At 42.0% G+C, this 21,093-nt stretch carries 30 protein-coding genes, 4 tRNA genes and 2 pseudogenes; 31 read left to right on the top strand and 5 right to left on the bottom strand.

Annotated elements, in window-relative coordinates:
• Window position 1: 1 nt before the first annotated feature.
• From rplP to P255_RS01660, 23 genes are all read left to right on the top strand, one after another.
• The gene (gene rplP / locus P255_RS01555; protein WP_004754244.1) at window positions 2-415 is read left to right on the top strand and encodes a 50S ribosomal protein L16; all 414 of its coding nucleotides are present in this window, start codon (window positions 2-4) and stop codon (window positions 413-415) included.
• Complete coding sequence (gene rpmC, locus P255_RS01560; protein ID WP_004754241.1) at window positions 415-612, top strand: 50S ribosomal protein L29; 198 nt, start codon at window positions 415-417, stop codon at window positions 610-612. The genes rplP and rpmC overlap by 1 nt, the downstream gene beginning before the upstream one ends.
• A complete protein-coding gene (gene rpsQ / locus P255_RS01565; protein WP_004754240.1) occupies window positions 609-866 on the top strand; it encodes a 30S ribosomal protein S17 in 258 nt (85 codons plus the stop codon). Before rpmC ends, rpsQ begins: the two co-directional genes overlap by 4 nt.
• 92 nt (window positions 867-958) lie before the next feature.
• The gene (gene rplN, locus P255_RS01570; RefSeq protein WP_004725701.1) at window positions 959-1,327 is read left to right on the top strand and encodes a 50S ribosomal protein L14; all 369 of its coding nucleotides are present in this window, start codon (window positions 959-961) and stop codon (window positions 1,325-1,327) included.
• A gap of 9 nt (window positions 1,328-1,336) precedes the next feature.
• Window positions 1,337-1,654: a 50S ribosomal protein L24 gene (rplX, locus tag P255_RS01575; protein WP_004754237.1), complete on the top strand. Its 318-nt coding sequence runs from the start codon at window positions 1,337-1,339 to the stop codon at window positions 1,652-1,654.
• Window positions 1,655-1,669: 15 nt separating this feature from the next.
• A complete protein-coding gene (rplE, locus tag P255_RS01580) occupies window positions 1,670-2,206 on the top strand; it encodes a 50S ribosomal protein L5 (protein ID WP_004754236.1) in 537 nt (178 codons plus the stop codon).
• Between the two features lie 9 nt (window positions 2,207-2,215).
• Window positions 2,216-2,521: a 30S ribosomal protein S14 gene (rpsN, locus tag P255_RS01585; RefSeq protein ID WP_004754234.1), complete on the top strand. Its 306-nt coding sequence runs from the start codon at window positions 2,216-2,218 to the stop codon at window positions 2,519-2,521.
• An 11-nt stretch (window positions 2,522-2,532) separates the two neighbouring features.
• The gene (rpsH, locus tag P255_RS01590) at window positions 2,533-2,928 is read left to right on the top strand and encodes a 30S ribosomal protein S8 (protein ID WP_004754231.1); all 396 of its coding nucleotides are present in this window, start codon (window positions 2,533-2,535) and stop codon (window positions 2,926-2,928) included.
• 13 nt (window positions 2,929-2,941) lie between these two features.
• On the top strand, window positions 2,942-3,475 hold the full coding sequence (rplF, locus tag P255_RS01595; RefSeq protein WP_004899360.1) for a 50S ribosomal protein L6: 534 nt from the start codon (window positions 2,942-2,944) through the stop codon (window positions 3,473-3,475).
• 14 nt (window positions 3,476-3,489) lie between these two features.
• The gene (gene rplR, locus P255_RS01600) at window positions 3,490-3,840 is read left to right on the top strand and encodes a 50S ribosomal protein L18 (protein WP_004754227.1); all 351 of its coding nucleotides are present in this window, start codon (window positions 3,490-3,492) and stop codon (window positions 3,838-3,840) included.
• A 2-nt stretch (window positions 3,841-3,842) separates the two neighbouring features.
• Complete coding sequence (gene rpsE / locus P255_RS01605) at window positions 3,843-4,340, top strand: 30S ribosomal protein S5 (RefSeq protein WP_004754225.1); 498 nt, start codon at window positions 3,843-3,845, stop codon at window positions 4,338-4,340.
• A 6-nt stretch (window positions 4,341-4,346) separates the two neighbouring features.
• The gene (gene rpmD, locus P255_RS01610) at window positions 4,347-4,523 is read left to right on the top strand and encodes a 50S ribosomal protein L30 (RefSeq protein ID WP_000849088.1); all 177 of its coding nucleotides are present in this window, start codon (window positions 4,347-4,349) and stop codon (window positions 4,521-4,523) included.
• A gap of 3 nt (window positions 4,524-4,526) precedes the next feature.
• Window positions 4,527-4,967: a 50S ribosomal protein L15 gene (gene rplO / locus P255_RS01615; protein WP_004899362.1), complete on the top strand. Its 441-nt coding sequence runs from the start codon at window positions 4,527-4,529 to the stop codon at window positions 4,965-4,967.
• Between the two features lie 45 nt (window positions 4,968-5,012).
• Window positions 5,013-6,326 (top strand): preprotein translocase subunit SecY, encoded by a 1,314-nt coding sequence (secY, locus tag P255_RS01620; protein ID WP_171063618.1) that lies wholly within the window; start codon window positions 5,013-5,015, stop codon window positions 6,324-6,326.
• 20 nt (window positions 6,327-6,346) lie between these two features.
• Window positions 6,347-6,463: a 50S ribosomal protein L36 gene (rpmJ, locus tag P255_RS15135; protein WP_004754219.1), complete on the top strand. Its 117-nt coding sequence runs from the start codon at window positions 6,347-6,349 to the stop codon at window positions 6,461-6,463.
• A 109-nt stretch (window positions 6,464-6,572) separates the two neighbouring features.
• Entirely contained in the window at window positions 6,573-6,929 is a 357-nt protein-coding gene (gene rpsM / locus P255_RS01625) for a 30S ribosomal protein S13 (RefSeq protein WP_004754218.1), read from the top strand.
• Window positions 6,930-6,948: 19 nt separating this feature from the next.
• Window positions 6,949-7,335, top strand: coding sequence for a 30S ribosomal protein S11 (gene rpsK / locus P255_RS01630; RefSeq protein ID WP_001040166.1), 387 nt, complete (start codon window positions 6,949-6,951; stop codon window positions 7,333-7,335).
• 12 nt (window positions 7,336-7,347) lie between these two features.
• Window positions 7,348-7,971 carry a 30S ribosomal protein S4 gene (gene rpsD / locus P255_RS01635; protein WP_004899367.1) on the top strand — a complete coding sequence of 208 codons (624 nt, stop codon included), beginning with the start codon at window positions 7,348-7,350 and terminating at the stop codon, window positions 7,969-7,971.
• 18 nt (window positions 7,972-7,989) lie between these two features.
• The gene (locus P255_RS01640) at window positions 7,990-8,997 is read left to right on the top strand and encodes a DNA-directed RNA polymerase subunit alpha (protein ID WP_004754213.1); all 1,008 of its coding nucleotides are present in this window, start codon (window positions 7,990-7,992) and stop codon (window positions 8,995-8,997) included.
• A gap of 18 nt (window positions 8,998-9,015) precedes the next feature.
• Window positions 9,016-9,381 (top strand): 50S ribosomal protein L17, encoded by a 366-nt coding sequence (gene rplQ / locus P255_RS01645; RefSeq protein WP_004754212.1) that lies wholly within the window; start codon window positions 9,016-9,018, stop codon window positions 9,379-9,381.
• A gap of 105 nt (window positions 9,382-9,486) precedes the next feature.
• On the top strand, window positions 9,487-10,938 hold the full coding sequence (locus P255_RS01650; protein WP_004899370.1) for a flavin-containing monooxygenase: 1,452 nt from the start codon (window positions 9,487-9,489) through the stop codon (window positions 10,936-10,938).
• Window positions 10,939-11,018: 80 nt separating this feature from the next.
• Window positions 11,019-11,276, top strand: a complete 258-nt coding sequence (locus P255_RS01655; RefSeq protein ID WP_004899372.1) for an FAD assembly factor SdhE — start codon at window positions 11,019-11,021, stop codon at window positions 11,274-11,276.
• A complete protein-coding gene (locus P255_RS01660; RefSeq protein WP_004899374.1) occupies window positions 11,263-11,679 on the top strand; it encodes a protein YgfX in 417 nt (138 codons plus the stop codon). The genes P255_RS01655 and P255_RS01660 overlap by 14 nt, the downstream gene beginning before the upstream one ends.
• A gap of 20 nt (window positions 11,680-11,699) precedes the next feature.
• On the opposite strand, the gene P255_RS15595 is transcribed toward P255_RS01660, so the two are convergent.
• From P255_RS15595 to rnr, 4 genes are all read right to left on the bottom strand, one after another.
• Window positions 11,700-12,149 carry a hypothetical protein gene (locus tag P255_RS15595; RefSeq protein WP_035364939.1) on the bottom strand — a complete coding sequence of 150 codons (450 nt, stop codon included), beginning with the start codon at window positions 12,147-12,149 and terminating at the stop codon, window positions 11,700-11,702.
• An 11-nt stretch (window positions 12,150-12,160) separates the two neighbouring features.
• Window positions 12,161-12,382 carry a YheV family putative zinc ribbon protein gene (locus P255_RS01670; protein ID WP_004899379.1) on the bottom strand — a complete coding sequence of 74 codons (222 nt, stop codon included), beginning with the start codon at window positions 12,380-12,382 and terminating at the stop codon, window positions 12,161-12,163.
• Window positions 12,383-12,427: 45 nt separating this feature from the next.
• A complete protein-coding gene (locus P255_RS01675; RefSeq protein ID WP_171063611.1) occupies window positions 12,428-14,467 on the bottom strand; it encodes a M3 family metallopeptidase in 2,040 nt (679 codons plus the stop codon).
• A gap of 323 nt (window positions 14,468-14,790) precedes the next feature.
• Complete coding sequence (rnr, locus tag P255_RS01680; RefSeq protein WP_004899383.1) at window positions 14,791-17,235, bottom strand: ribonuclease R; 2,445 nt, start codon at window positions 17,233-17,235, stop codon at window positions 14,791-14,793.
• Window positions 17,236-17,500: 265 nt separating this feature from the next.
• On the opposite strand from rnr, the gene P255_RS01685 reads away from it, so the two are divergent.
• From P255_RS01685 to P255_RS01710, 6 genes and pseudogenes are all read left to right on the top strand, one after another.
• Window positions 17,501-17,590, top strand: a tRNA-Ser gene (locus P255_RS01685).
• A 9-nt stretch (window positions 17,591-17,599) separates the two neighbouring features.
• Window positions 17,600-17,676: transfer RNA gene (locus tag P255_RS01690), tRNA-Arg, on the top strand.
• Window positions 17,677-17,727: 51 nt separating this feature from the next.
• Window positions 17,728-17,804, top strand: a tRNA-Arg gene (locus P255_RS01695).
• 72 nt (window positions 17,805-17,876) lie between these two features.
• The gene (locus P255_RS01700; RefSeq protein WP_004899385.1) at window positions 17,877-18,062 is read left to right on the top strand and encodes a hypothetical protein; all 186 of its coding nucleotides are present in this window, start codon (window positions 17,877-17,879) and stop codon (window positions 18,060-18,062) included.
• A gap of 148 nt (window positions 18,063-18,210) precedes the next feature.
• A pseudogene (locus P255_RS01705) lies at window positions 18,211-18,797 on the top strand (HAD-IB family hydrolase).
• Between the two features lie 119 nt (window positions 18,798-18,916).
• Window positions 18,917-18,993, top strand: a tRNA-Arg gene (locus P255_RS01710).
• 63 nt (window positions 18,994-19,056) lie between these two features.
• On the opposite strand, the gene P255_RS01715 is transcribed toward P255_RS01710, so the two are convergent.
• Complete coding sequence (locus P255_RS01715) at window positions 19,057-19,632, bottom strand: nitroreductase family protein (protein WP_035365233.1); 576 nt, start codon at window positions 19,630-19,632, stop codon at window positions 19,057-19,059.
• Window positions 19,633-19,917: 285 nt separating this feature from the next.
• Here P255_RS01715 and P255_RS01720 point away from each other — a divergent pair, with 285 nt between their 5' ends.
• Window positions 19,918-20,415, top strand: a complete 498-nt coding sequence (locus P255_RS01720; protein WP_004899392.1) for a YcxB family protein — start codon at window positions 19,918-19,920, stop codon at window positions 20,413-20,415.
• A gap of 21 nt (window positions 20,416-20,436) precedes the next feature.
• Window positions 20,437-21,084: pseudogene (locus P255_RS01725) on the top strand (fumarylacetoacetate hydrolase family protein); the annotation flags it as partial.
• Between the last annotated feature and the right edge of the window lie 9 nt (window positions 21,085-21,093).

Genomic DNA, 21,093 nt, shown 5'->3' on the forward strand with positions numbered 1-21,093 from the left:
CATGTTGCAACCAAAACGTACCAAATTCCGTAAAGTGCAAAAAGGCCGTAACACTGGTCTAGCACATCGTGGTAGTACAGTATCATTTGGTTCGATTGCGATTAAAGCTACTGAACGTGGTCGTATGACTGCTCGTCAGATCGAAGCTGCGCGTCGTACCATTAGCCGTCGTATTAAACGTGGTGGTAAAATCTTCATCCGCGTATTTCCAGACAAACCAATTACCGAAAAACCATTAGAAGTACGTATGGGTAACGGTAAAGGTAACGTGGAATACTGGGTTTGCGAGATCAAGCCAGGTAAGATCCTGTACGAAATTGAAGGTGTGAACGAAGAATTAGCGCGTGAAGCATTTGCTTTGGCTGCTGCTAAACTTCCGTTTAAAACCACTATCGTGACTCGGACGGTAATGTAATGAAAACTAAAGATCTACGTGAAAAATCGGTAGAAGAGTTGAAAGCTTTGCTTGATGAGCAACAGCTTAACCAATTCCGTCTTCGTATGGCAAAGGCAACTGGTCAATTGGGTAAATCTCATGAAGTACAAGTTGCTCGCAAAGCGATTGCTCGTATTAAGACACTCCTTACCGAAAAACAGGGGAACGGACAATGAATGAAAAAACAGTCCGCACGTTAACCGGCAAAGTTGTAAGCGACAAAATGGACAAGTCTATTGTTGTTCTTATTGAACGCCGAGTTCAACACCCGTTGTATGGCAAATCAATCCGCCGTTCAACAAAATTACACGCTCATGATGAGAACAATACTGCTAAAACTGGCGATATCGTAACCATCAAAGAAAGCCGCCCAATTTCTAAAACTAAAGCTTGGACTTTAGTGGAAGTAGTTGAAGCAGCTGCTGAGTAATTAGACGTTCTTGTTGCATCATCGGTCAATTTCGAGTACCCTATGCGTCTTTCGAAATTGTGACCGGTGATGCTCGGTTTTGGAGTAGGGCAATGATTCAAACCGAAAGTATGCTCGACGTAGCAGACAACAGTGGTGCTCGCCGCGTACAATGTATTAAAGTACTTGGTGGTTCACATCGTCGTTATGCATCTGTTGGCGACATTATTAAAGTTACTGTAAAAGAAGCAATTCCACGTGGCCGTGTTAAAAAAGGTGACGTGATGAATGCTGTAGTTGTACGTACAAAATTCGGCATCCGTCGTCCAGATGGTTCTGTTATCCGTTTTGATGATAACGCGGCTGTTATTTTGAACAACAACAAAGCTCCGATTGCAACTCGTATCTTCGGACCAGTGACTCGTGAACTTCGTACTGAACAGTTCATGAAAATCATTTCATTGGCTCCTGAAGTTCTATAAGAGGCGATCATGGCTAAGATTAAAAAAGGCGATCAGGTTCTCGTGATCGCAGGTAAAGAAAAAGGCAAACAGGGTACTGTTCTGTCTGTTTCTGAAGACCGTGTTAAGGTTGAAGGCCTTAACTTAGTGAAGAAGCATCAAAAGCCAAACCGTGTAACTGGCGCTGAAGGCGGTATTGTTACTCAGGAAGCTTCGCTTCATATCTCAAACGTGGCAATTTTAAATGCTACAACCCAAAAGGCTGACCGTATTGGTTACCAAGTGATTGAAGGCGTGAAAACTCGCGTTTATAAATCAAATGGTGAACCAGTGGCGGTAGCGAAGTAATAGGTTGAAACGGCAATGGCCAGACTTAAAACACGTTACAATGAAGAACTTAAAGCTCAATTGCAAGAGCAATTGGGCGTTAAGAATGTGATGGAAATTCCTCGCATTACAAAAATCACTCTTAACATGGGTGTAGGTGCTGCATCAGCTGATAAAAAATTATTAGATGGCGCACTTTCTGACATGCAAGCAATTGCTGGTCAAAAACCAGTGCTTACACTTGCACGTAAATCTATCGCTGGTTTCAAAATCCGTGATGGTTGGCCAATCGGTTGTAAAGTAACTTTACGTGGCGAACGTATGTACGAATTCTTGGACCGTTTGATCGCAATCGCAATCCCTCGTATCCGTGACTTCCGTGGTTTCTCAGCGAAATCTTTCGACGGTCGTGGTAACTACTCGATGGGTTTGAAAGAGCAAATCGTTTTCCCTGAAATCGATTTTGACAAGATTGATCGTATTCGTGGTATGGATATTACTATCACTACTACTGCTCGCACCGATGACGAAGGCCGTGCGCTTATGCGTGCATTCGGCTTCCCGTTCAAATAAGAGGTCGATATGGCTAAGAAAGGTATGATTAATCGCGAATTAAAACGCGAAAAAACTGTTGCTAAATTTGCTGCCAAACGTGCTGAATTAAAAGCTACGATTGCAAATGTAAATGCAAGCGACGAAGAGCGTTTTGAAGCGATGATGAAGTTACAAGCATTGCCACGTAATGCATCTCCTGTACGTCTTCGCAACCGTTGTGGTTTAACTGGTCGTCCTCATGGTTATTTCCGTAAGTTCGGTCTAAGCCGTAACAAATTACGTGACACTGTGATGCAAGGTGATGTGCCAGGCGTTGTTAAGGCAAGCTGGTAAGGAGCGACTAAATGAGTATGCAAGATACCGTTGCCGACATGCTAACACGTGTTCGTAACGCACAAATGGCTAAGAAATCAACTGTTTCTATGCCAAGCTCTAAATTAAAAGTTGCTATTGCAAATGTATTAGAGCAAGAAGGTTATATTTCAAATGTAGACGTTGCTGACAACGAAGGCAAAGCTACTTTGACTATTACTTTAAAATATTTTGAAGGCAAGCCAGTTATTGAAACTGTGAAACGCGTAAGCCGTCCAGGTCTTCGCCAATATCGCGGTAAAGATAAACTTCCTAGCGTTAAGCAAGGTTTGGGTATTGCAATTGTTTCTACAAGCAAAGGCATCATGACTGATCGCGCTGCACGTGCTGCAGGTGTTGGTGGTGAAGTTATTGCTTTTGTTTCTTAATAGGTGATTCCTCATGTCTCGTGTGGCTAAAGCCCCAGTAACTGTACCTAACGGTGTAACAGTTACTCAGAACGGCCGGCAGGTCGAAGTGAAAGGCACTAAAGGTACATTGTCTTTCAACCTGCATGCGCTGGTCGAGCTAAAACAGGAAGAAGGTAAACTTCAAATTGCTCCAGTTAAAGAGTCAAAAGACGCTTGGATGCAAGCTGGTACTGCTCGCGCTGTATTGAACAACCTTGTTAAGGGTGTTAACGAAGGTTTTGAACGTAAGTTACAACTTATCGGTGTCGGTTACAAAGCTGCGATCAAAGGAAATGTGGTTAATTTAAACCTCGGTTTCTCGCATCCAATCGACTACGTATTGCCTGAAGGTGTAACTGCAGAAACTCCAACAGCAACTGAAATCGTTTTGAAATCAGCGAATAAGCAATTGTTGGGTCAAGTAGCTGCAAATATCCGTTCTTACCGTTCACCAGAGCCATATAAAGGTAAAGGTGTTCGTTACTCGGATGAAGTTGTTCTTCGTAAAGAAGCTAAGAAGAAATAAGGCGCGAGGTTCTTATGAACGAAAAGAAACAATCCCGTTTGCGTCGTGCGAAAAGCACACGCTTGCACATTCGTGCATTGGGTGCGACTCGTTTGTGTGTAAACCGCACTCCGCGTCACATCTATGCTCAAGTTATCTCAGCAGATGGTGGCAAAGTTTTAGCGCAAGCTTCTACTTTGGATGCATCTTTACGTGCTGGTGCAACTGGTAACATTGAAGCAGCGACTAAAGTTGGTGCATTAATCGCAGAACGTGCGAAAGCAGCAGGTGTAACTAAAGTTGCATTTGACCGTTCTGGTTTTAAATATCATGGTCGTATTAAAGCCTTGGCTGATGCTGCTCGTGAAGGCGGCTTGGAGTTCTAATCATGGCGAAAGTTGAACAAAACGAAGGTCTCGTTGAGAAGCTGGTTGCCGTTGATCGTGTAGCCAAGGTTGTTAAAGGTGGTCGTATCTTCTCTTTCACAGCATTGACTGTGGTTGGTGATGGTAATGGTCGTGTAGGTTTTGGTCGTGGTAAAGCACGTGAAGTTCCAGCTGCTATTTCTAAAGCACTTGAAGCTGCTCGTCGTAACATGATCACTGTAGACCTTGCTGGTACTACTTTACAACATCCTGTGAATGCTCGTCATGGTGCAAGTCGTGTATATATGCAACCTGCTTCAGAAGGTACTGGCGTAATTGCTGGTGGCGCTATGCGTGCTGTTCTTGAAGCTGCAGGTGTACATAACGTACTTGCTAAATGTTATGGTTCTACCAATGCTGCAAACGTAGTAAACGCAACTTTCAAAGGTTTGCGTGACATGACTTCTCCTGAGAAAGTCGCTGCGAAACGTGGTAAATCAGTAGAACAAATTCAAGGGTAATCGATCATGAAAACGATTAAAGTTACCCAGACTAAATCTAGCTCGCATCGTTTAAAAAATCATAAACTTTGCCTTCAAGGTCTAGGTCTGCGTCGCATCGGTCATACTGTAGAAGTGCAAGACACTCCTTCTAACCGTGGTATGATCAATAAAGTCTACTATATGGTTAGTGTAGAGGAATAAGCCATGACTCTGCGTTTAAACGAACTTGCGCCTGCAGAAGGTGCTAAACGCGAACATCGTCGTCTTGGCCGTGGTATCGGTTCAGGTGTTGGTAAGACTGGTGGTCGTGGTGTTAAAGGTCAGAAATCACGTAAGAGCGGTGGTGTACGTCCAGGTTTTGAAGGCGGTCAAACAGCGATTTATCGTCGTTTACCTAAATTTGGTTTCACTAGCCAAATCGCTTTAAAAACTGCTGAAGTACGTCTATCTGAACTTGCTAAAGTGGAAGGCGACATTGTTAGCCTTGAAACTTTAAAAGCTGCAAACGTGGTACGTCGCGATCAAATTCGCGCTCGCGTTGTACTTTCTGGTGAAGTAACTCGTGCATTTACTGTTAAAGGTGTTGCATTGACTAAAGGCGCACAGGCTGCAATTGAAGCTGCTGGCGGTAAAGTCGAGGAGTAATCACTAGTGTCTATGTCTCCTAGTTCCTCAGGTCATGTTAACATGATGAAAGGTCAACCATTTCACGTGAAATATCGTGAAATTATTCGGCGGATGGTTTTTCTTATCTGTGCCTTGTTGGTCTTTCGGCTAGGATCGCATATTCCAGTACCAGGCATTAATAATGCTGCACTTGAACGACTTTTTAATGCAAACCAAGGGACTATCCTTGGTTTGTTTAACATGTTTTCAGGTGGTGCATTACAACGAATGTCTATTCTTGCCCTAGGGATCATGCCATACATCTCTGCATCAATTATTGTGCAGTTAATGTCTACCGTGATTCCTTCGCTCGAAGCTTTGAAAAAAGAAGGTGAGCAAGGTAAGCGCAAAATTAACCAGTATACACGTCAAGGCACATTATTACTTGCAGTTGTACAAGCAACGGGAATGTGTGCTGGTCTGATTAGTCAAGGAATTACTTTGACGAATGGTCTGGCATTTTATGTACCTGCTGTGAGTTCGCTTGTTGCAGGCACAATGTTCTTGATGTGGCTTGGAGAGCAAATTACCGAGCGTGGAATTGGTAATGGTATCTCAATGATTATTTTTGCTGGGATTGTTGCAAATTTACCAAATATGGTTTTGCAATTCTTCTCAGCCGATAGTCAAACAAGCATGATTGGCGTGGTTGTTTTTGCTTTGATTGCGCTTGCTGTCTTGGCTGCAATCGTATTTATCGAAAAGGCACAACGTCGTATTTCGGTAAACTATGCACAAAAACAGCAAGGTCGTCGTATTTTTACGGCTCAGCAAACACATTTGCCATTAAAAATTAATATGGCAGGGGTGATTCCTGCAATTTTTGCAAGCTCATTGTTATTATTTCCAGCAAGTTTGGGACAATGGGTCGGAAGCGCTGATCCGAATGCTGGTGTAATAAAGCGTACACTGCAAGATTTGGCACTTGTTTTGTCGCCTGGACATACTTTGTATTTGGTGCTCTTTGGTGCGTTAATTATCTTTTTCTGTTATTTTTATACGGCGCTTGTATTTAGTCCAAAAGAAGTAGCGGAAAACTTAAAACGCAGCGGAGCTTATGTGCCTGGTATTCGCCCAGGTGAGCAAACTGCTCGTTATTTAGATTTTATTCTCAATCGTTTGACCTTTATTGGGGCAATATATATTACAGTGATCTGTTTGATGCCAATGATTTTACAAAGTGCTTTTGGCATGACCGTAAATATTGGTGGTACATCGCTGTTAATTGTTGTTGTTGTTGTGATGGATTTTATGGCGCAGTTACAAGCCCATTTGACTTCACACCAATATGATAATCAGACGCTCATGAGAAAAACGACTGCTCATCCGAAGGGATAAGCGCACTTAGAGGTTTCATCATGAAAGTACAGGCTTCTGTAAAGAAAATTTGTGGTAGCTGTAAAGTTATCCGTCGTAATGGGGTAGTTCGCGTAATTTGTAGCGCTGAACCCCGTCATAAGCAGCGTCAAGGTTAATTTGTAATTAAGACCTGTTGATTTCAGTAGGCGAATTGGGTTACTATCCGCCCCTCAAGAATTTGATGGGGCGGTTGATTATCTCGACCTGCCTTTTTGGAGAAAGTGAATGGCTCGTATTGCCGGTGTAAACATTCCGGATAACAAGCATGCTGTTATCTCCCTCACGTACATTTTTGGTGTTGGTCGCCACACTGCTAAGAATATCTTGGCTGCTGTTGGTATCGCTACAACAACTAAAGTGCGTGAATTGGATGATGCTCAGCTTGATGCGATTCGTGCAGAAGTTGCTAAGGTTCCTACCGAAGGTGACTTGCGTCGCGAAATTTCCATGAACATTAAACGTTTAATGGATTTAGGCTGCTACCGTGGTCTTCGTCATCGTCGTAGCTTGCCTGTCCGCGGTCAACGCACCAAAACTAACGCACGTACCCGTAAAGGTCCGCGCAAACCGATTAAAAAGTAAGATTTCTGGAAGCTAAAAGATGGCTAAAGATACTCGCACACGCAAGAAGGTCACTCGTACCGTCTCTGAAGGTGTTGCACACATTCACGCGTCTTTTAATAACACCATTGTAACGATTACCGATCGTCAAGGTAATGCATTGGCTTGGGCTACCTCTGGTGGACAAGGCTTCCGTGGTTCACGTAAATCAACTCCGTTTGCTGCTCAGGTAGCTGCTGAAGTTGCTGGTAAAGCAGCTTTGGATTACGGTTTGAAAAATCTGGACGTCCTTGTAAAAGGTCCTGGTCCTGGTCGTGAGTCTGCGGTTCGTGCATTAGGTGCAGTGGGTTATAAAATTAACAGCATTACCGATGTGACGCCAATTCCTCACAACGGTTGCCGTCCACCTAAAAAACGTCGCGTGTAAGGAGAAACATTCATGGCTCGTTATATTGGTCCAAAATGCAAACTCTCTCGCCGCGAAGGGACAGACCTGCAACTTAAATCTGGCGTTAAACCGTTTGACGTCAAAACTAAAAAGCATGCAAAAGCGCCTGGTCAACATGGCCAAGCTCGCGGAAAGCAATCTGAGTATTCACTACAATTACGTGAAAAACAAAAAGTCCGTCGTATGTACGGCGTGTTAGAGCGTCAATTTAGTAACTACTATAAAGAAGCAGCTCGTGTTAGAGGTGCAACAGGTGAAAACTTGTTGAAACTGCTTGAAAGCCGCCTTGATAACGTAGTTTATCGCATGGGTTTTGGTTCTACACGTGCAGAAGCTCGTCAGCTTGTAAGTCACCGTTCTATTACATTGAATGGTCGTCGCGTTAACATCGCGTCTATTCAAGTTAAAGCGGGTGATGTAATTGCTGTTCATGAAGGTGCTAAACAACAATTGCGTATTAAAAATGCAATTGAGTTAGCGACTCAACGTGGTATTCCTGCTTGGATGGAAGTTGATCATTCTAAGTTTGAAGGTACGTTCAAAGCTGCACCAGATCGTTCAGATCTACCTGCTGAAATCAATGAAAGCTTGATTGTAGAATTGTATTCTAAATAATCCTTGAGGTAGCAATAAATGACGCGTACTGCAAACGAGTTTCTAACTCCGCAAGCGATCAAGGTCGAAGCGGCAAGCGGGACCTCGGCAAAAGTGATTCTGGAACCTTTAGAGCGTGGCTTTGGTCATACTCTTGGTAATGCTTTACGTCGCATTCTATTGTCTTCTTTACCTGGCGCTGCTGTGGTTGAAGTAGAGATAGAAGGTGTCGAGCACGAGTACAGTACTTTAGAAGGCTTGCAGCAGGACATCGTCGAGCTCTTGCTGAACCTTAAAGGATTGTCTATTAAGCTGTTCGATCAAAACGAAGCTTACCTAACATTAGAAAAACAAGGTCCAGGAGATGTAACAGCTGCTGACCTTCGTTTACCTCATAATGTTGAATTGGTGAATCCTGAGCATTTGATCGGCACGTTAAGTGCTACAGGCGCATTAAAAATGCGTTTGAAAGTGTCTCAAGGTCGCGGTTATGAAACATCTGACTCACGTTTCCCTGAAGGTGAAACACGTCCGGTAGGTCGTTTGCAGTTAGATGCTTCTTATAGCCCAATCAAGCGTGTGTCTTATACCGTTGAAAATGCGCGTGTAGAACAACGTACAGACCTTGATAAGCTGGTCATTGATCTTGAAACCAACGGTACAGTTGATCCTGAAGAAGCTATCCGCAAAGCGGCAACAATCTTGCAACAACAAATTGCAATTTTTGTTGATCTTCAGAAAGATCAAGCTCCTGTTGCTCAAGAACCTCGCGAAGAAGTCGATCCAATTTTGCTTCGTCCAGTAGATGATCTCGAGCTTACTGTTCGTTCTGCTAACTGTTTGAAAGCAGAAAATATTTACTACATTGGTGATCTTGTACAACGCACCGAAGTTGAGTTGTTAAAAACTCCTAACTTAGGTAAAAAATCGTTGACTGAGATTAAAGATGTTTTAGCTTCGAAAGGCTTGCAGCTCGGCATGCGCTTAGAAAACTGGCCACCAGCTAGTTTGCGTATGGACGATCGTTTCGCCTATCGTAGCCGTTAATTAAGTAGGACTATCACCATGCGTCATCGTAATAGTGGTGTGAAATTAGGCCGTACAAGCAGCCATCGTAAGGCGTTGTTCCAAAATTTAACGAATGCTTTAGTTGAGCATGAGTTAATTAAAACAACTTTGCCTAAAGCGAAAGAACTTCGCCGCGTTGCTGAGCCTTTAATCACTTTAGCTAAAAACGATACAGTAGCAAACCGCCGTTTAGCGTTTGCTCGTACTCGTAATGCAGCAACTGTTGGTAAATTATTTACCGTTCTTGGCCCTCGTTACAAAGAACGTAACGGCGGTTATCTACGTGTTCTTAAAGCGGGCTTCCGTGCAGGTGATGCTGCACCGATGGCTTACGTTGAACTTGTAGATCGCGAAGTTAAATAATTTCGCAGCAAGAACGTAGTTGTTCAGAAAAAGGTCGGTTTTTACCGACCTTTTTTTATGCAAAATTGAGTCTATAATTAATTAAATCTCAAAAAACTGAAGCTTATGACTTATGAAGTTGATGTATTGATAATTGGAGCTGGAATTTCGGGTATAGGTGCGGCAGTACATTTGCAACAATATTGCCCACAACTGAGTTTTAAGATATTGGAACGCCGACAAAATATTGGGGGGACTTGGGATTTATTTCGATATCCTGGGATTCGTTCTGATTCTGATATGTCCACGTTGAGTTATCAGTTTTATCCCTGGCTTAAAGATCAGACGTTGGCAGACGGGCAATCTATTCAAAAATATTTATATGATGTCGTAGAGCATTATAAATTACTCGATAAAATTTCCTTTGGGCAGCAAGTAGTTGCAGCAAATTACAGCACACAACATAAATGCTGGCAGCTTAAAACTCAAAATTCGCAGCAGCAGGATGAAGTTTGGAAAGCTCGATTTATTATTAGTTGTACTGGTTATTATAATTATGACCAAGGTTATCTTCCAAAATTTCCTAAACAACAAGACTTTCAGGGGGCTATTGCCCATCCACAACAGTGGTCATCGGACATTGAATATCAAGGTAAAAATATTATTGTGATTGGTAGTGGAGCGACTGCCGTAACATTGGTTCCTGCTTTGGTCAAAGGTGGGGCAAAACAGGTGACGATGTTGCAACGCTCTCCTGGCTATGTGGTCAGTGTCTCTGCATACGACAAAACTTATCAGTATTTACGTCAGCATTTACCTGCGAAGTGGGCATACTGTTGGGTACGGGGACGTAATATTGTCTTGCAAAGAGCTGTCTATTCTTTGGCACGTAAAGCGCCACAGCTAACAAAAAGACTGTTATTGAAAGCAGTTGAGCAAGAGTTGCGGGGTAAAGTGGATATGCAACATTTTACTCCGCAGTATGCACCTTGGGATCAACGTTTGTGCGCTGTCCCTGATGGTGATCTGTTTCGAGTGTTACGAAATGGTCAGGCTCAAATTTGTACCGATCAGATTGATTATTTTACCGCCTCGGGAATTCGGTTAAAGTCAGGGCAGCATTTGGATGCCGATTTGATCGTTGCTGCAACAGGCTTACAAATACAGTTGCTTGGTGGTTTAAGGTTAACGGTTGATGATAAACCTGTCGATCTTGCTGAAAAAATGTTGTATCAGGGGACTTTGTTAAGTGATGTGCCTAATTTTGCCTTGATGATTGGCTATAGCAATGCATCGTGGACACTTAAAGTAGATATTGCTGCAGATTATATCTGTCGATTGCTCAACTATATGCAGAAGCATGGTTATCGAGAAGTGATGCCTATGACTGATGTCGCTCAGCGCTTGTCTGAAACGGTTATGGGAGCGCTTTCTGCGGGTTATTTGCAGCGTGCTGCTGAGCATATGCCAAAACAGGGACGACGGTTACCATGGAAAATATCGCATAATTATTTACTGGATAAATTTGTGCTGAAATATGCAGGTTTTCGCGATAAAAATTTAAAGTTTGGTCGTTAAATAAAATCATGATGCTGGCTATTTAGTTTTTTTAAATTCTTGTTACACTACTTGGCATAACAATGGGACTGGAAATAATTATGTCAGACGATATCAGTTTAGAAGAGCGTAAAGTGATCTACCGTGCACGTCGTGGATTGAAAGAAATTGATGTTTATTTTGACCCGTATGTTCGACAATATTATTTGCATGCGAGCCCTGAAGAAAAAGCTTTATTTGCAGAGTTAGTTGATCAGGAAGATCCAGATTTGCTGGACTGGTTTATGGATGTTGGTGAGCCACCACGTGCTGAATTAAAAGAATTAATTATTAAGCTCAAACATTATGTTCACCAGTAATTTAAGTTTTCAGTTAAAACCAAGCAAAGTTGCTTGGTTTTTTCAATTTGGGCTATATAGCTTGCTGATGTTGCTCTGTTATTTGACATTGGCTTGGTATGTTACTGGACTTGTTGGTTTGCTCGCATTACTGGCATGGTATGTCTTTATGAAACAACGACAGGTCGTTGCATTTGCACAATTAAAAGCAAATGAATGGACAGTGAAATATACAGATACATCTCAGATTCAGCATCTGAATTTAAAAAAATTACTGGATCATGAGATTTATATTGTGTTGTATTGGCAGGAACAGCCACAGCCTTGTATTGTCTGGAGGGATCAACTGACTTTACAGGAATGGAAGCAACTGAAAGTTTTAGCCAAACTGCATCGTACAAGTGTATCCATAATCACAGATTGAGCCTGAATATAGGTGAATCTTTATTTTGATGATTTTTGCTGTCCTGCAAGTTGCTGCTCAAGTAGTTTGATTTGCTGTTGTTTGAGTTCAATGATGCGATCAGCATCGGCATGTTGAGCTTTGAGCGTTGCTTCTTGTTCTTTTAACTGTTGTTGAATATCTTCCAGTTTGGAGACCTCTTCTTTAGCCAAAGCAGGGTTTTGCGGTATAGGCTGTTTAAGTGTCTCATCATTTACAAGTGATTTCGGTTGTTCAGTATGTGCTTGTTGTACTTCAGGTGTTGCTGCTGGTTCTGAAACAGGTCGAGCCATAGGGGGTACCTGAGTTTTGGAGTGTACGGCTGCGTGTTGAGTTGCCAGAGCGGGACGATTTACAAACCATGATTGCCAAACAAATACGCCCGCACAAATGGCAAAAAGGACGCCAATAAGAATCCAAAGTAATAAAGAATTTGATTTATTTTTTTTCATAATCGGGTCAATTAATGATTTGACGGGTTCGATTGGCGTGGGTGAAATTGAATTACGCCCACGTCATCAACGACAGCTGGAGTTTCTGGTTGATCGATATGGGTTGGTCGATTTTCACTGTAACCACATTCGATGCATTCAATCCATTCATGTTCATTTTCGGTTAGCATGATGATACGGTCTAACGCTTCACATTTCGGACATTTCGCGCCTGCAATGAATCGTTTTTTCATAGGATGCTACCTTAAACCATGAGTCATGAATTTTGAGTGCATAGTTTAAGCGTTTTTAGGCGCTTTCGTCCAACCCTGATGGCGTAATAACGCATCAATTTTAGGCTCACGACCACGAAAATGCACGAAGGCATCCAAAGCTGTATCTTGACCACCCACAGCTAAAATGGCCTTGCGGAACTCATGTCCTGTAGAGGTATTAAAAATACCTTCATTTTCAAAGCGGTCAAAAGCATCACTGGCTAAAACCTCTGCCCATTTATAAGAATAGTAGCCAGCAGCGTAACCCCCTGCAAAAATATGGCTAAAACTATGCTGGAAACGGTTATAAGGTGTGGTTGGTAAAACCGCAACACGTTGACGAATCTGGTTGAGTGTCTCTTGAATTTGCGGTGTGCTTAATGCAGGAGTATGTTGATGAATTTCTAAATCAAACAGGGCAAATTCAAGTTGACGCAAGGTCTGCATACCTGACTGGAAGAAACGCGCATCAAGTAATGCGTTTAATAAATCTTGTGGCAGAGTTTGTTTCGTTTCAACATGTTCACTGATCAGATCCAGACTGGCTTTGTCCCATGTCCAAAATTCCATAAACTGGCTTGGCAATTCTACAGCATCCCACGCTACGCCATGTGTTCCAGCAACAGAAATATTATCCACTTCGGTCAGCAGATGATGTAAACCATGCCCAAATTCATGGAATAGCGTAGTAACTTCATCGTGAGTGAGTAAAGCCGGTTGCTCGCCGACAGGAGGTGTAAAGTTGCAGACCATATAGCAAATCGGTTTTTGTAACGCAGTTGCAGTTTGCATGCGGGAACGGAAACCGCTCATCCATGCACCACCACGCTTACCACTGCGTGCATAAAGGTCTAAATAAAAACCACCAACGATTTGCCCCTTGTCTTCGATTTCAAAATAACGCACGTCAGGTTGCCAGACTGGTGCAGTGCGTTCCTGAATCTGAATACCATATAAGCGCTGTACGATTTCAAATAAACCTTGCACGACTTTTGGCGCAGGGAAATAAGGCTTTAATGCTTCTTGGGACAGGTTGAATTTCTGTTGTTTAAGTTTTTCAGAATAAAAACTACTGTCCCAAGGTTGTAGTTCTTCAATTCCATCTTGCTGGGCGATTGCTTTGAGTTCCGCAATTTCTTGCAAGGCAGGTGTGCGTGCATGCTCGGCCAGCTCATTTAAAAAATCAAAAACGGTCTGAACATTGGGTGCCATTTTGCTGGCAAGGGAATATGCTGCATAATTTTCAAATCCGAGCAGTTGAGCCATTTCCTGACGTAGACTCAAGATCTCTTGCATGATTTCAGAGTTGTCAAATTCAGTATGCTCAGATTGCTCAGAGGCACGTGTGGTATAGGCTTTATATAGCTCTTCACGTAAAGCACGATCTTGCGCATACGTCATGATTGCCAAGTACGATGGAAAATCCAGTGTAGCGACAGGTTGCTCGAGTTCACGCTGCTGACCGTATTGTTTAAGCAGAGCAATGCTGCTGTCTGGTAAGCCTTTAAGCTGTGCTTCGGTTAGAGGTTTAAAATAGGCTTGAGTTGCGTCTAATACATGGTTAGAAAAGTCCGAAGCAAGCTGTGACAAACGTGCTGAAATTTCTGCATAGCGCTGTTTCGCTGCACCTTCAAGTGCAACACCTGACAGTTTGAAATCGCGTAAGCCAAGTTTAATGGCACTTTGCTGTGCGGCACTTAAGCTGGAAAATTCGCTGCGGTCATGTAAATGCTGGTAAGTTTGGTATAATGCTGTGTGTTGACCGAGCTGTGTATAGTATTCGCTTAATGCAGGCAAGAGCGATTGATAGACTTCCCGTGTTGCCGCATTGTTCATCACGGCATTTAAATGTGACAGAATGCCCCATGATTCATTCAGATTATTTTCAAGCGAGTCCATTTGCTCAAGTACTTGAGTTTTGGCATTAAAATCATCAGGGGCTTGAGTTAACTCAACAAGGAACTTTAACCCGTCTTGGATATGCTGTTGAATCTGTGTTTTTAGTGTATCGAGTCGGATTTTATCGAACTGGGGAACGGGAAGGGTTGCTTGTTGTAATGTCATTGTCTGAGCCATAAAAATACAAAAGTTGTTTATAGATTTAAGGTTTAGGGCAGAGGAAATCAAGGGAAACTTTGTCTGCTATAAACTTATATCCACAAATTTAGTTGATTTGAGTTGAATCAAGATCTGTTTGAAGGAGATTTCACTACAATGGAAATTTACTTAATCTGAATATTACGCAATGTGGTCTTTAATACAGTGACGCTAAAATAAAGAGAATTTTTTAAACCCACTTCTTCATCAAAATCGCTTGTTCTTTTGAGTGTTGAAATGTGAAAAAAGTAAAAGAGCCGAAACTCTTTTACTTAGATAGATTAGATTGATTAATCCTGCCGAGCTTTGGCATTGGCTTTTTTCTTCTTCACTTTATCTTTTTTCTTGGCTTTGTCTTTGCTTTTAGTCTCAGCTTTGCCAGATGACTTTTTGTCTGATTTTTTGTTGTAAGAACTCGGTTTATTTTTTTCCTTTTTCTTACGAACAGGCTGCTCACCATCTTGCTGCTCTGTTGTAACTGCAGTCACCTGATTATTAAAGACTTGCTCCTGTACTTCACGGACAACAGGTTTTGTGGCACGTGGTGCACGGCTGCGAATGGCGCGACCTGCATGGCTAATTTGCTTGAGTAATTCAAAGTCAATTTTACGCTCTGCAAGATTCACGGCAGCGACTTTAATATTCAGCTCATCACCTAAACCAAAAATTTGACCACGGTTTTGTCCAATTAAAGTTTGGCTGGCAGGATCATAAATAAAGAAATCATCACCGAGTTGGCTAATGTGAATCATGCCATCGACATATAGATCTTTAAGTGTGACAAATAAACCAAACTCAGTGACTGCACTGATGATTCCAACAAACTCTTCACCCAAATGCTGTTGCATATAATGGCATTTCAGCCATGTGGTGACGCTACGCGATGCTTCATCGGCACGACGTTCAGTTTGTGAGAAATGCTCACCAGCATCATCGAGAGCAGCGCCAGACAAGGCATACTTTTTCTGATGCAGATGTGCTTTGATCGCACGGTGTAATAACAAGTCAGGGTAGCGGCGAATTGGCGAAGTAAAATGCGTATAGGCTTCATATGCCAGACCATAATGTCCTGCATTTTTTGCGCCGTAGAAGGCCTGCATCATAGAGCGTAATAACACGGCATGAATGCTGGGTGCATCAATACGGTCTTTGGTCGCTTCAATAACTTTCTGATAGTCCGCTTGAGTTGGCTGTTCAGGGAAATGAATACCTAAATTTAGCAATTTCACAAAGTCACGAACTTTTTTAATGCGTGAGAATTCGGGTGCTTCATGTACACGGTACAACATTGGAATGTCATGTTCCAAGGCATACTCGGCTGCTGCGACATTGGCAAGCAACATACATTCTTCGATTAACTTATGTGCGTCATTACGGCTACGTGGCAAAATTTCTTTGATGCCACCTAGTTCATCAAAAGTCATATAGGTTTCAACTGTTTCAAATTCCATAGCATGGCGATCTGCACGCAAGTCTTTTAAAATTTGATAAAGCTGAAACAACGTATTAATTGATTTGTGAATTTCACGGTTTTCAGGAATTGCTTGCGAATCACCTTCCAAATACTGGTTGACTTGGTTGTAGGTTAAACGCGCTTTAGAATGCATCACCGCAGGGTAGAACTCATAACCCGTCACGCGTCCTGTACGAGAAAGTTTCAAGTCACAGACCATACATAAGCGGTCAACATGTGGATTCAGTGAACATAACCCATTGGAAAGCGCTTCTGGCAGCATTGGTAATACAAAATGTGGGAAATACACAGATGTGCCACGTTCCTGCGCTTCATGATCCAGAGGTTTTTCTAAACGCACATAATGGCTGACGTCTGCAATTGCGACCACCACACGATAGCCACCGCCTGAGCGTTTTTCTGCATAGACTGCATCATCGAAGTCGCGAGCATCTTCGCCGTCAATTGTCACTAAAGCTAAATCGCGCACATCGACACGCCCTTGGGTGTCTTTTGCCGAAGGTTCTTTAAAACTGGCTGCTTCTTGAAGAACATCTTCAGGGAATTCGTATGGCAACCCAAACTCTAAAATCGTTTGTGGAATAATAATTTCGGTATCAGCTTTGTCTGCCATCGACTGCACAATATGCCCAGTGGCAAATTCTTCGCGGGTCGGGTAAGTGTCGATTGCAACACGCAAGCTATCACCGACTTTGGCCTGAGCATGCTCGATGAGTTGCTTTTCCAAAGTAATCGGTTGATGGCTATTTGGCGTGTTAGGTTGAATGAAATATTCACCCTCATGCTCGGCAACTTTACCAATCAACTGTTTGACCCGATGCTGTACAACCTCAGTAATATGTCCCCATGCTTTACCTTTACGATCTACTGAGGTTTGGCGTACCTTGACACGGTCACCATTAAAAACCAAACGCAACTCGCGCTCAGGCAGAAGCAGATCATCTTGACCGTCAATATGGGCTGAGCCCAAACCTTTACTGTTAATATAAACGGTGGCTTCGTAACTCGGTTGATCTTTAAGCAGCTGGAACTTTAAGCCGTCTTTACCCAGTTGACCATCACGTACCATTGCACTTAAACGGTGACTGAGTGCTTCAATACTTTTCTCATCTTGCAGATTAAAATGATCAACCAGTTCAGCATGTGATTGTGCTGTTTGTAATTGTTCAAGGCTCGTTAAAATTAAAGTACGGCTAGGAATCGGATTGTCGTAACGTTCCGCTTCCGCTTTGGCTTCAGGATCAACCCAGTTTTTCATCATATTGTATAGCTTCTTATCAGCAGATAGGTTTAGCATAAGTCATGCAGAAATAGACTGCACGTAAATCATTGCAAGAATGTGTTGAAATGTCAGTTTTTATGCGTGCAGAGCGATCTACAAACAATTTTAACAAGAAAGTTGCCTAAAAAATCAGCGTGTTGTTTGGAATTGCTTAAAAAATAGGTGATTGAGTTAAAAAAAGAGAAAAAATAGTAATCTTGACTTGAAGAGCTGCGTTTTAGTTTGTATTATTGCGTCCTGTTACGGTGAGATGGGTGAGTGGCTGAAACCACGTCCCTGCTAAGGACGCATACGGGCAACTGTATCGAGGGTTCGAATCCCTCTCTCACCGCCATTTACTTACGCGCTCATAGCTCAGCTGGATAGAGCACTTGGCTACGAACTAAGGGGTCGGGAGTTCGAATCTCTCTGAGCGCACCAAGTAAATTAAATAGGCAGACGTAACACGCCGATATAGGCAAACAAGTATATGCGCTCATAGCTCAGCTGGATAGAGCACTTGGCTACGAACTAAGGGGTCGGGAGTTCGAATCTCTCTGAGCGCACCAACTTGATAAATTACCGCTTTTAAAGCGGTTTTTTTATGCCTGAAATTTATAAAAATAAAAGATGATTTTAAAATGTTAAAGAAAATTCTTTATTTTATTATTGGATATGTTTTGGTGCTTAGCTTAATTGCTTTAATTAATCGTCATTCACAATGTCATAATATTTTTATTGATAATTGTAGTCCTTTAGATAAAGTTCAACTTATTTTATTGATTCCTGTTGCTATTCCTGTTGTTGTATATGAAGCATTTCTATAATAAGTCGATTTAAAAACATACTCCTAATGATGCAATATTTTTGCGATTTATTTTAAATTCAGATTAAAAATAATTTCTCTTTTTAGTGGGTATATTTAATTGATTTTTTAGATAAAAATGTAAAAAAGAAAACAAGAGAGCTGAAACTATGAATCTCGCACTTTTTGATTTTGACCATACCATTACTCATACCGACAATTTTTAAAATACTCATTGTCTTCTCGTCAACAATTCGTTGGTGGCTTTCGGGTTGTACCGTGGTTTTTGGCATTTCGGGTGGGCTATGTGAGCGACCAGCAAATTCGCATGTGATTATGTCGAGTTGCCTATAAAAATTATTCCGTTGAAAAACTAGTGCTGCAAGGGCAACTATTTTCCAAAACAATTTTACCGACTTTATTGCATGAGTATGCAAAACAGCAAATCACTTGGCATCAGCAACAGGGCGATCAGGTGGTTGTGGTGTCATCGTCTCTGGATGTCTATCTCAAAGGCTGGTGTCAGCAACAGGGCATAGATTTGATTTGTAATCAGCTTGAAGTTCGGGCAGGTCGCTATACAGGAGAGTTGTACCAAGGCGATTGTGGTTATGCTGAAAAAGCACGACGAGTACAGCAGCAATATTCTCTGAGTGATTTTGAGTTGGTCTATGCTTACGGAGATAGTCCAAATGATCATGCCATGCTGGCACTGGCTGATAAAAAGTTTTATCAGTGGCAAGAAATCAAATCTTAAGTATTCTTTTTAATCAATTCCTGTGATTTTGTCTAATAACTACTCAGTTGTAATTAATCTGTCAAAAAAGACTAGGTTTTTTGCCAAAAGTGCGTATAATGCCCATCCATCAAGACAATGCGCTCATAGCTCAGCTGGATAGAGCACTTGGCTACGAACTAAGGGGTCGGGAGTTCGAATCTCTCTGAGCGCACCAACTTGATAAGAATTGAAAAAACCGCATTGATTGCGGTTTTTTTGTGCCTGTTGCTTTTGTGACTTAAGCAAAGGTTTTAAAACGATCAGCATCATCCATAAATGTTTTTTCACCTGCTTCAGCTTCAATTGAACCAAACACCAATTGCGCACGTAATTTCCAGTGTTCAGGTACAGCAAATGTTTGTGCCACTTCCTGATCAATAATTGGGTTGTAGTGTTGCAATGATGCGCCAATATTTTGTTCAGCCAGGGCTGACCATACTGCAAACTGGGCAATGGCAGTTGAATGCTCTGACCAAACAGGGAAATTATCAGCATAAGCGCTAAATTGTTCCTGTAAGCCTTTCACTACATTTTGATCTTCATAAAATAAAACAGTGCCGACGCCTGCAGAAAAGCTTTGAATTTTTTGTTGAGTGGCTGCAAAAGCCTCATTTGGTACAAGTTTACGCAATGTTTCCAATACGATTGCCCAGAAATTTTCATGTGATTGACCAAATAAAATCACAGCACGTGAAGACTGGGAGTTAAATGATGATGGGCTGGCTTTAATGGCATTTTGGATCAGCTGTTCAATTTCGGCAGGAGATTGGCTGAGGTTACGACCAATCGCATAAATTGAGCGGCGTTTTTCCATGATTTCTAGAAAAGATAAAGCTGCGATTTCGGTTGGAGATTCGACGGGTTTATTGTTTAGACCGAAAAGTTTAGCAAAGAAAGACATGTGGGTAATTCCTAAAATATCTGAGGCTTGAGATTTATTGTATAGTTTTACATTTATGGTTAAATAACATATTTACAATTGAATGTTCTATTTATGAAATGATGTGGATGCAGTTGCAAAATAGCACAGAGATTGATTTTAAAAGCTGAGGGGATTGTGGTCTAATAGTGATACTTTCTTGAGTATTTGCAGCATGTTATGACAGATCAGAAACCTGCCTTATCTTTGCGTTATGCCCTAAATTTAGAAGAATCACAAGATGGTTTTGGGCTTGCAACTTTTGGTAAAAAACAAATTACCCGGTTTCTTACACCACTCATTAGTTTGGGAATTATTGTGTATGGATTTTACATCGGCTTTTCAGGTGTAGGTCGCTATTATGTCGGTTTGGGTGTTTTCTTTTTAGTTTTACAAATTGCCATGCGTTATTGGTTGTTGCCAACCTTGTTTAAACGCCAATTCATCAAATATCAGGCTGCCAGAAGTGAGCAGGGTATTGATCTATATCAGCATTATTTTGAATTGTATTCAGGTGGACGTAAGCAGCAGTATCCATATAGTGAAGTTCAAAATTTTGCTCAAGGTAAACTGACCTATATGCTGGAACTTAAAACCCGTAATGTGGTTATTGTGCCAAAACGTATTTTTACCCAGCCTGATGAACAGCGCCTTTTTGAGCATAGCTTTAAAAAATAAACGAACCAAGAGAGCAAAGGAAATCGTATGAGTTATCGTCCAAATAAAATCGTTTGTGTGGGCCGTAGTTACGCAGATCATGCCAAAGAATTGGGTAATGCCATTCCTGATCGCCCAGTGCTATTTATTAAACCTGCCAGTAGCTTGATTGGTTTGGACGATGGAATTTCATGGGATGAGTCGCTGGGTAGTTGTCATCATGAGTGCGAGCTGACTCTGCGTATAGACCAGACTTTAAAGGCGGAAACTGATCCAGTAAAAGCTGTTGAAGCGATTGGTGCGGTGACTTTAGGCTTGGATTTAACCTTACGTGATTTACAAACCGAACTGAAAAATAAAGGGCAGCCGTGGGAGCGCGCCAAGTCATTTGATGGTGCTTGTGTGCTTGCCGATTGGGTCGATGTCAGTGAAATTTCAGATTGGAAAAATGTTCATTACACTCTGGAAGTGAATGATACTGTTCGTCAGTCGGGCGATACGGCATTGTTATTGTTCCCGATTGGTGAAATGCTGTGTGACATGAGTCAGGCATTTACCATTGAAGCTGGGGATGTCGTGATGACAGGCACACCTGCGGGCGTTGCAGCACTTACAGCAGGCGATCAGCTCACGATGACACTCAAAGGTAAGACTCAGGATTTTGTTTGGAAAACTTTCGTTAAAGCCTAACTGATATAT

Source organism: Acinetobacter brisouii CIP 110357 (assembly GCF_000488275.1).
Lineage (GTDB): Bacteria > Pseudomonadota > Gammaproteobacteria > Pseudomonadales > Moraxellaceae > Acinetobacter > Acinetobacter brisouii.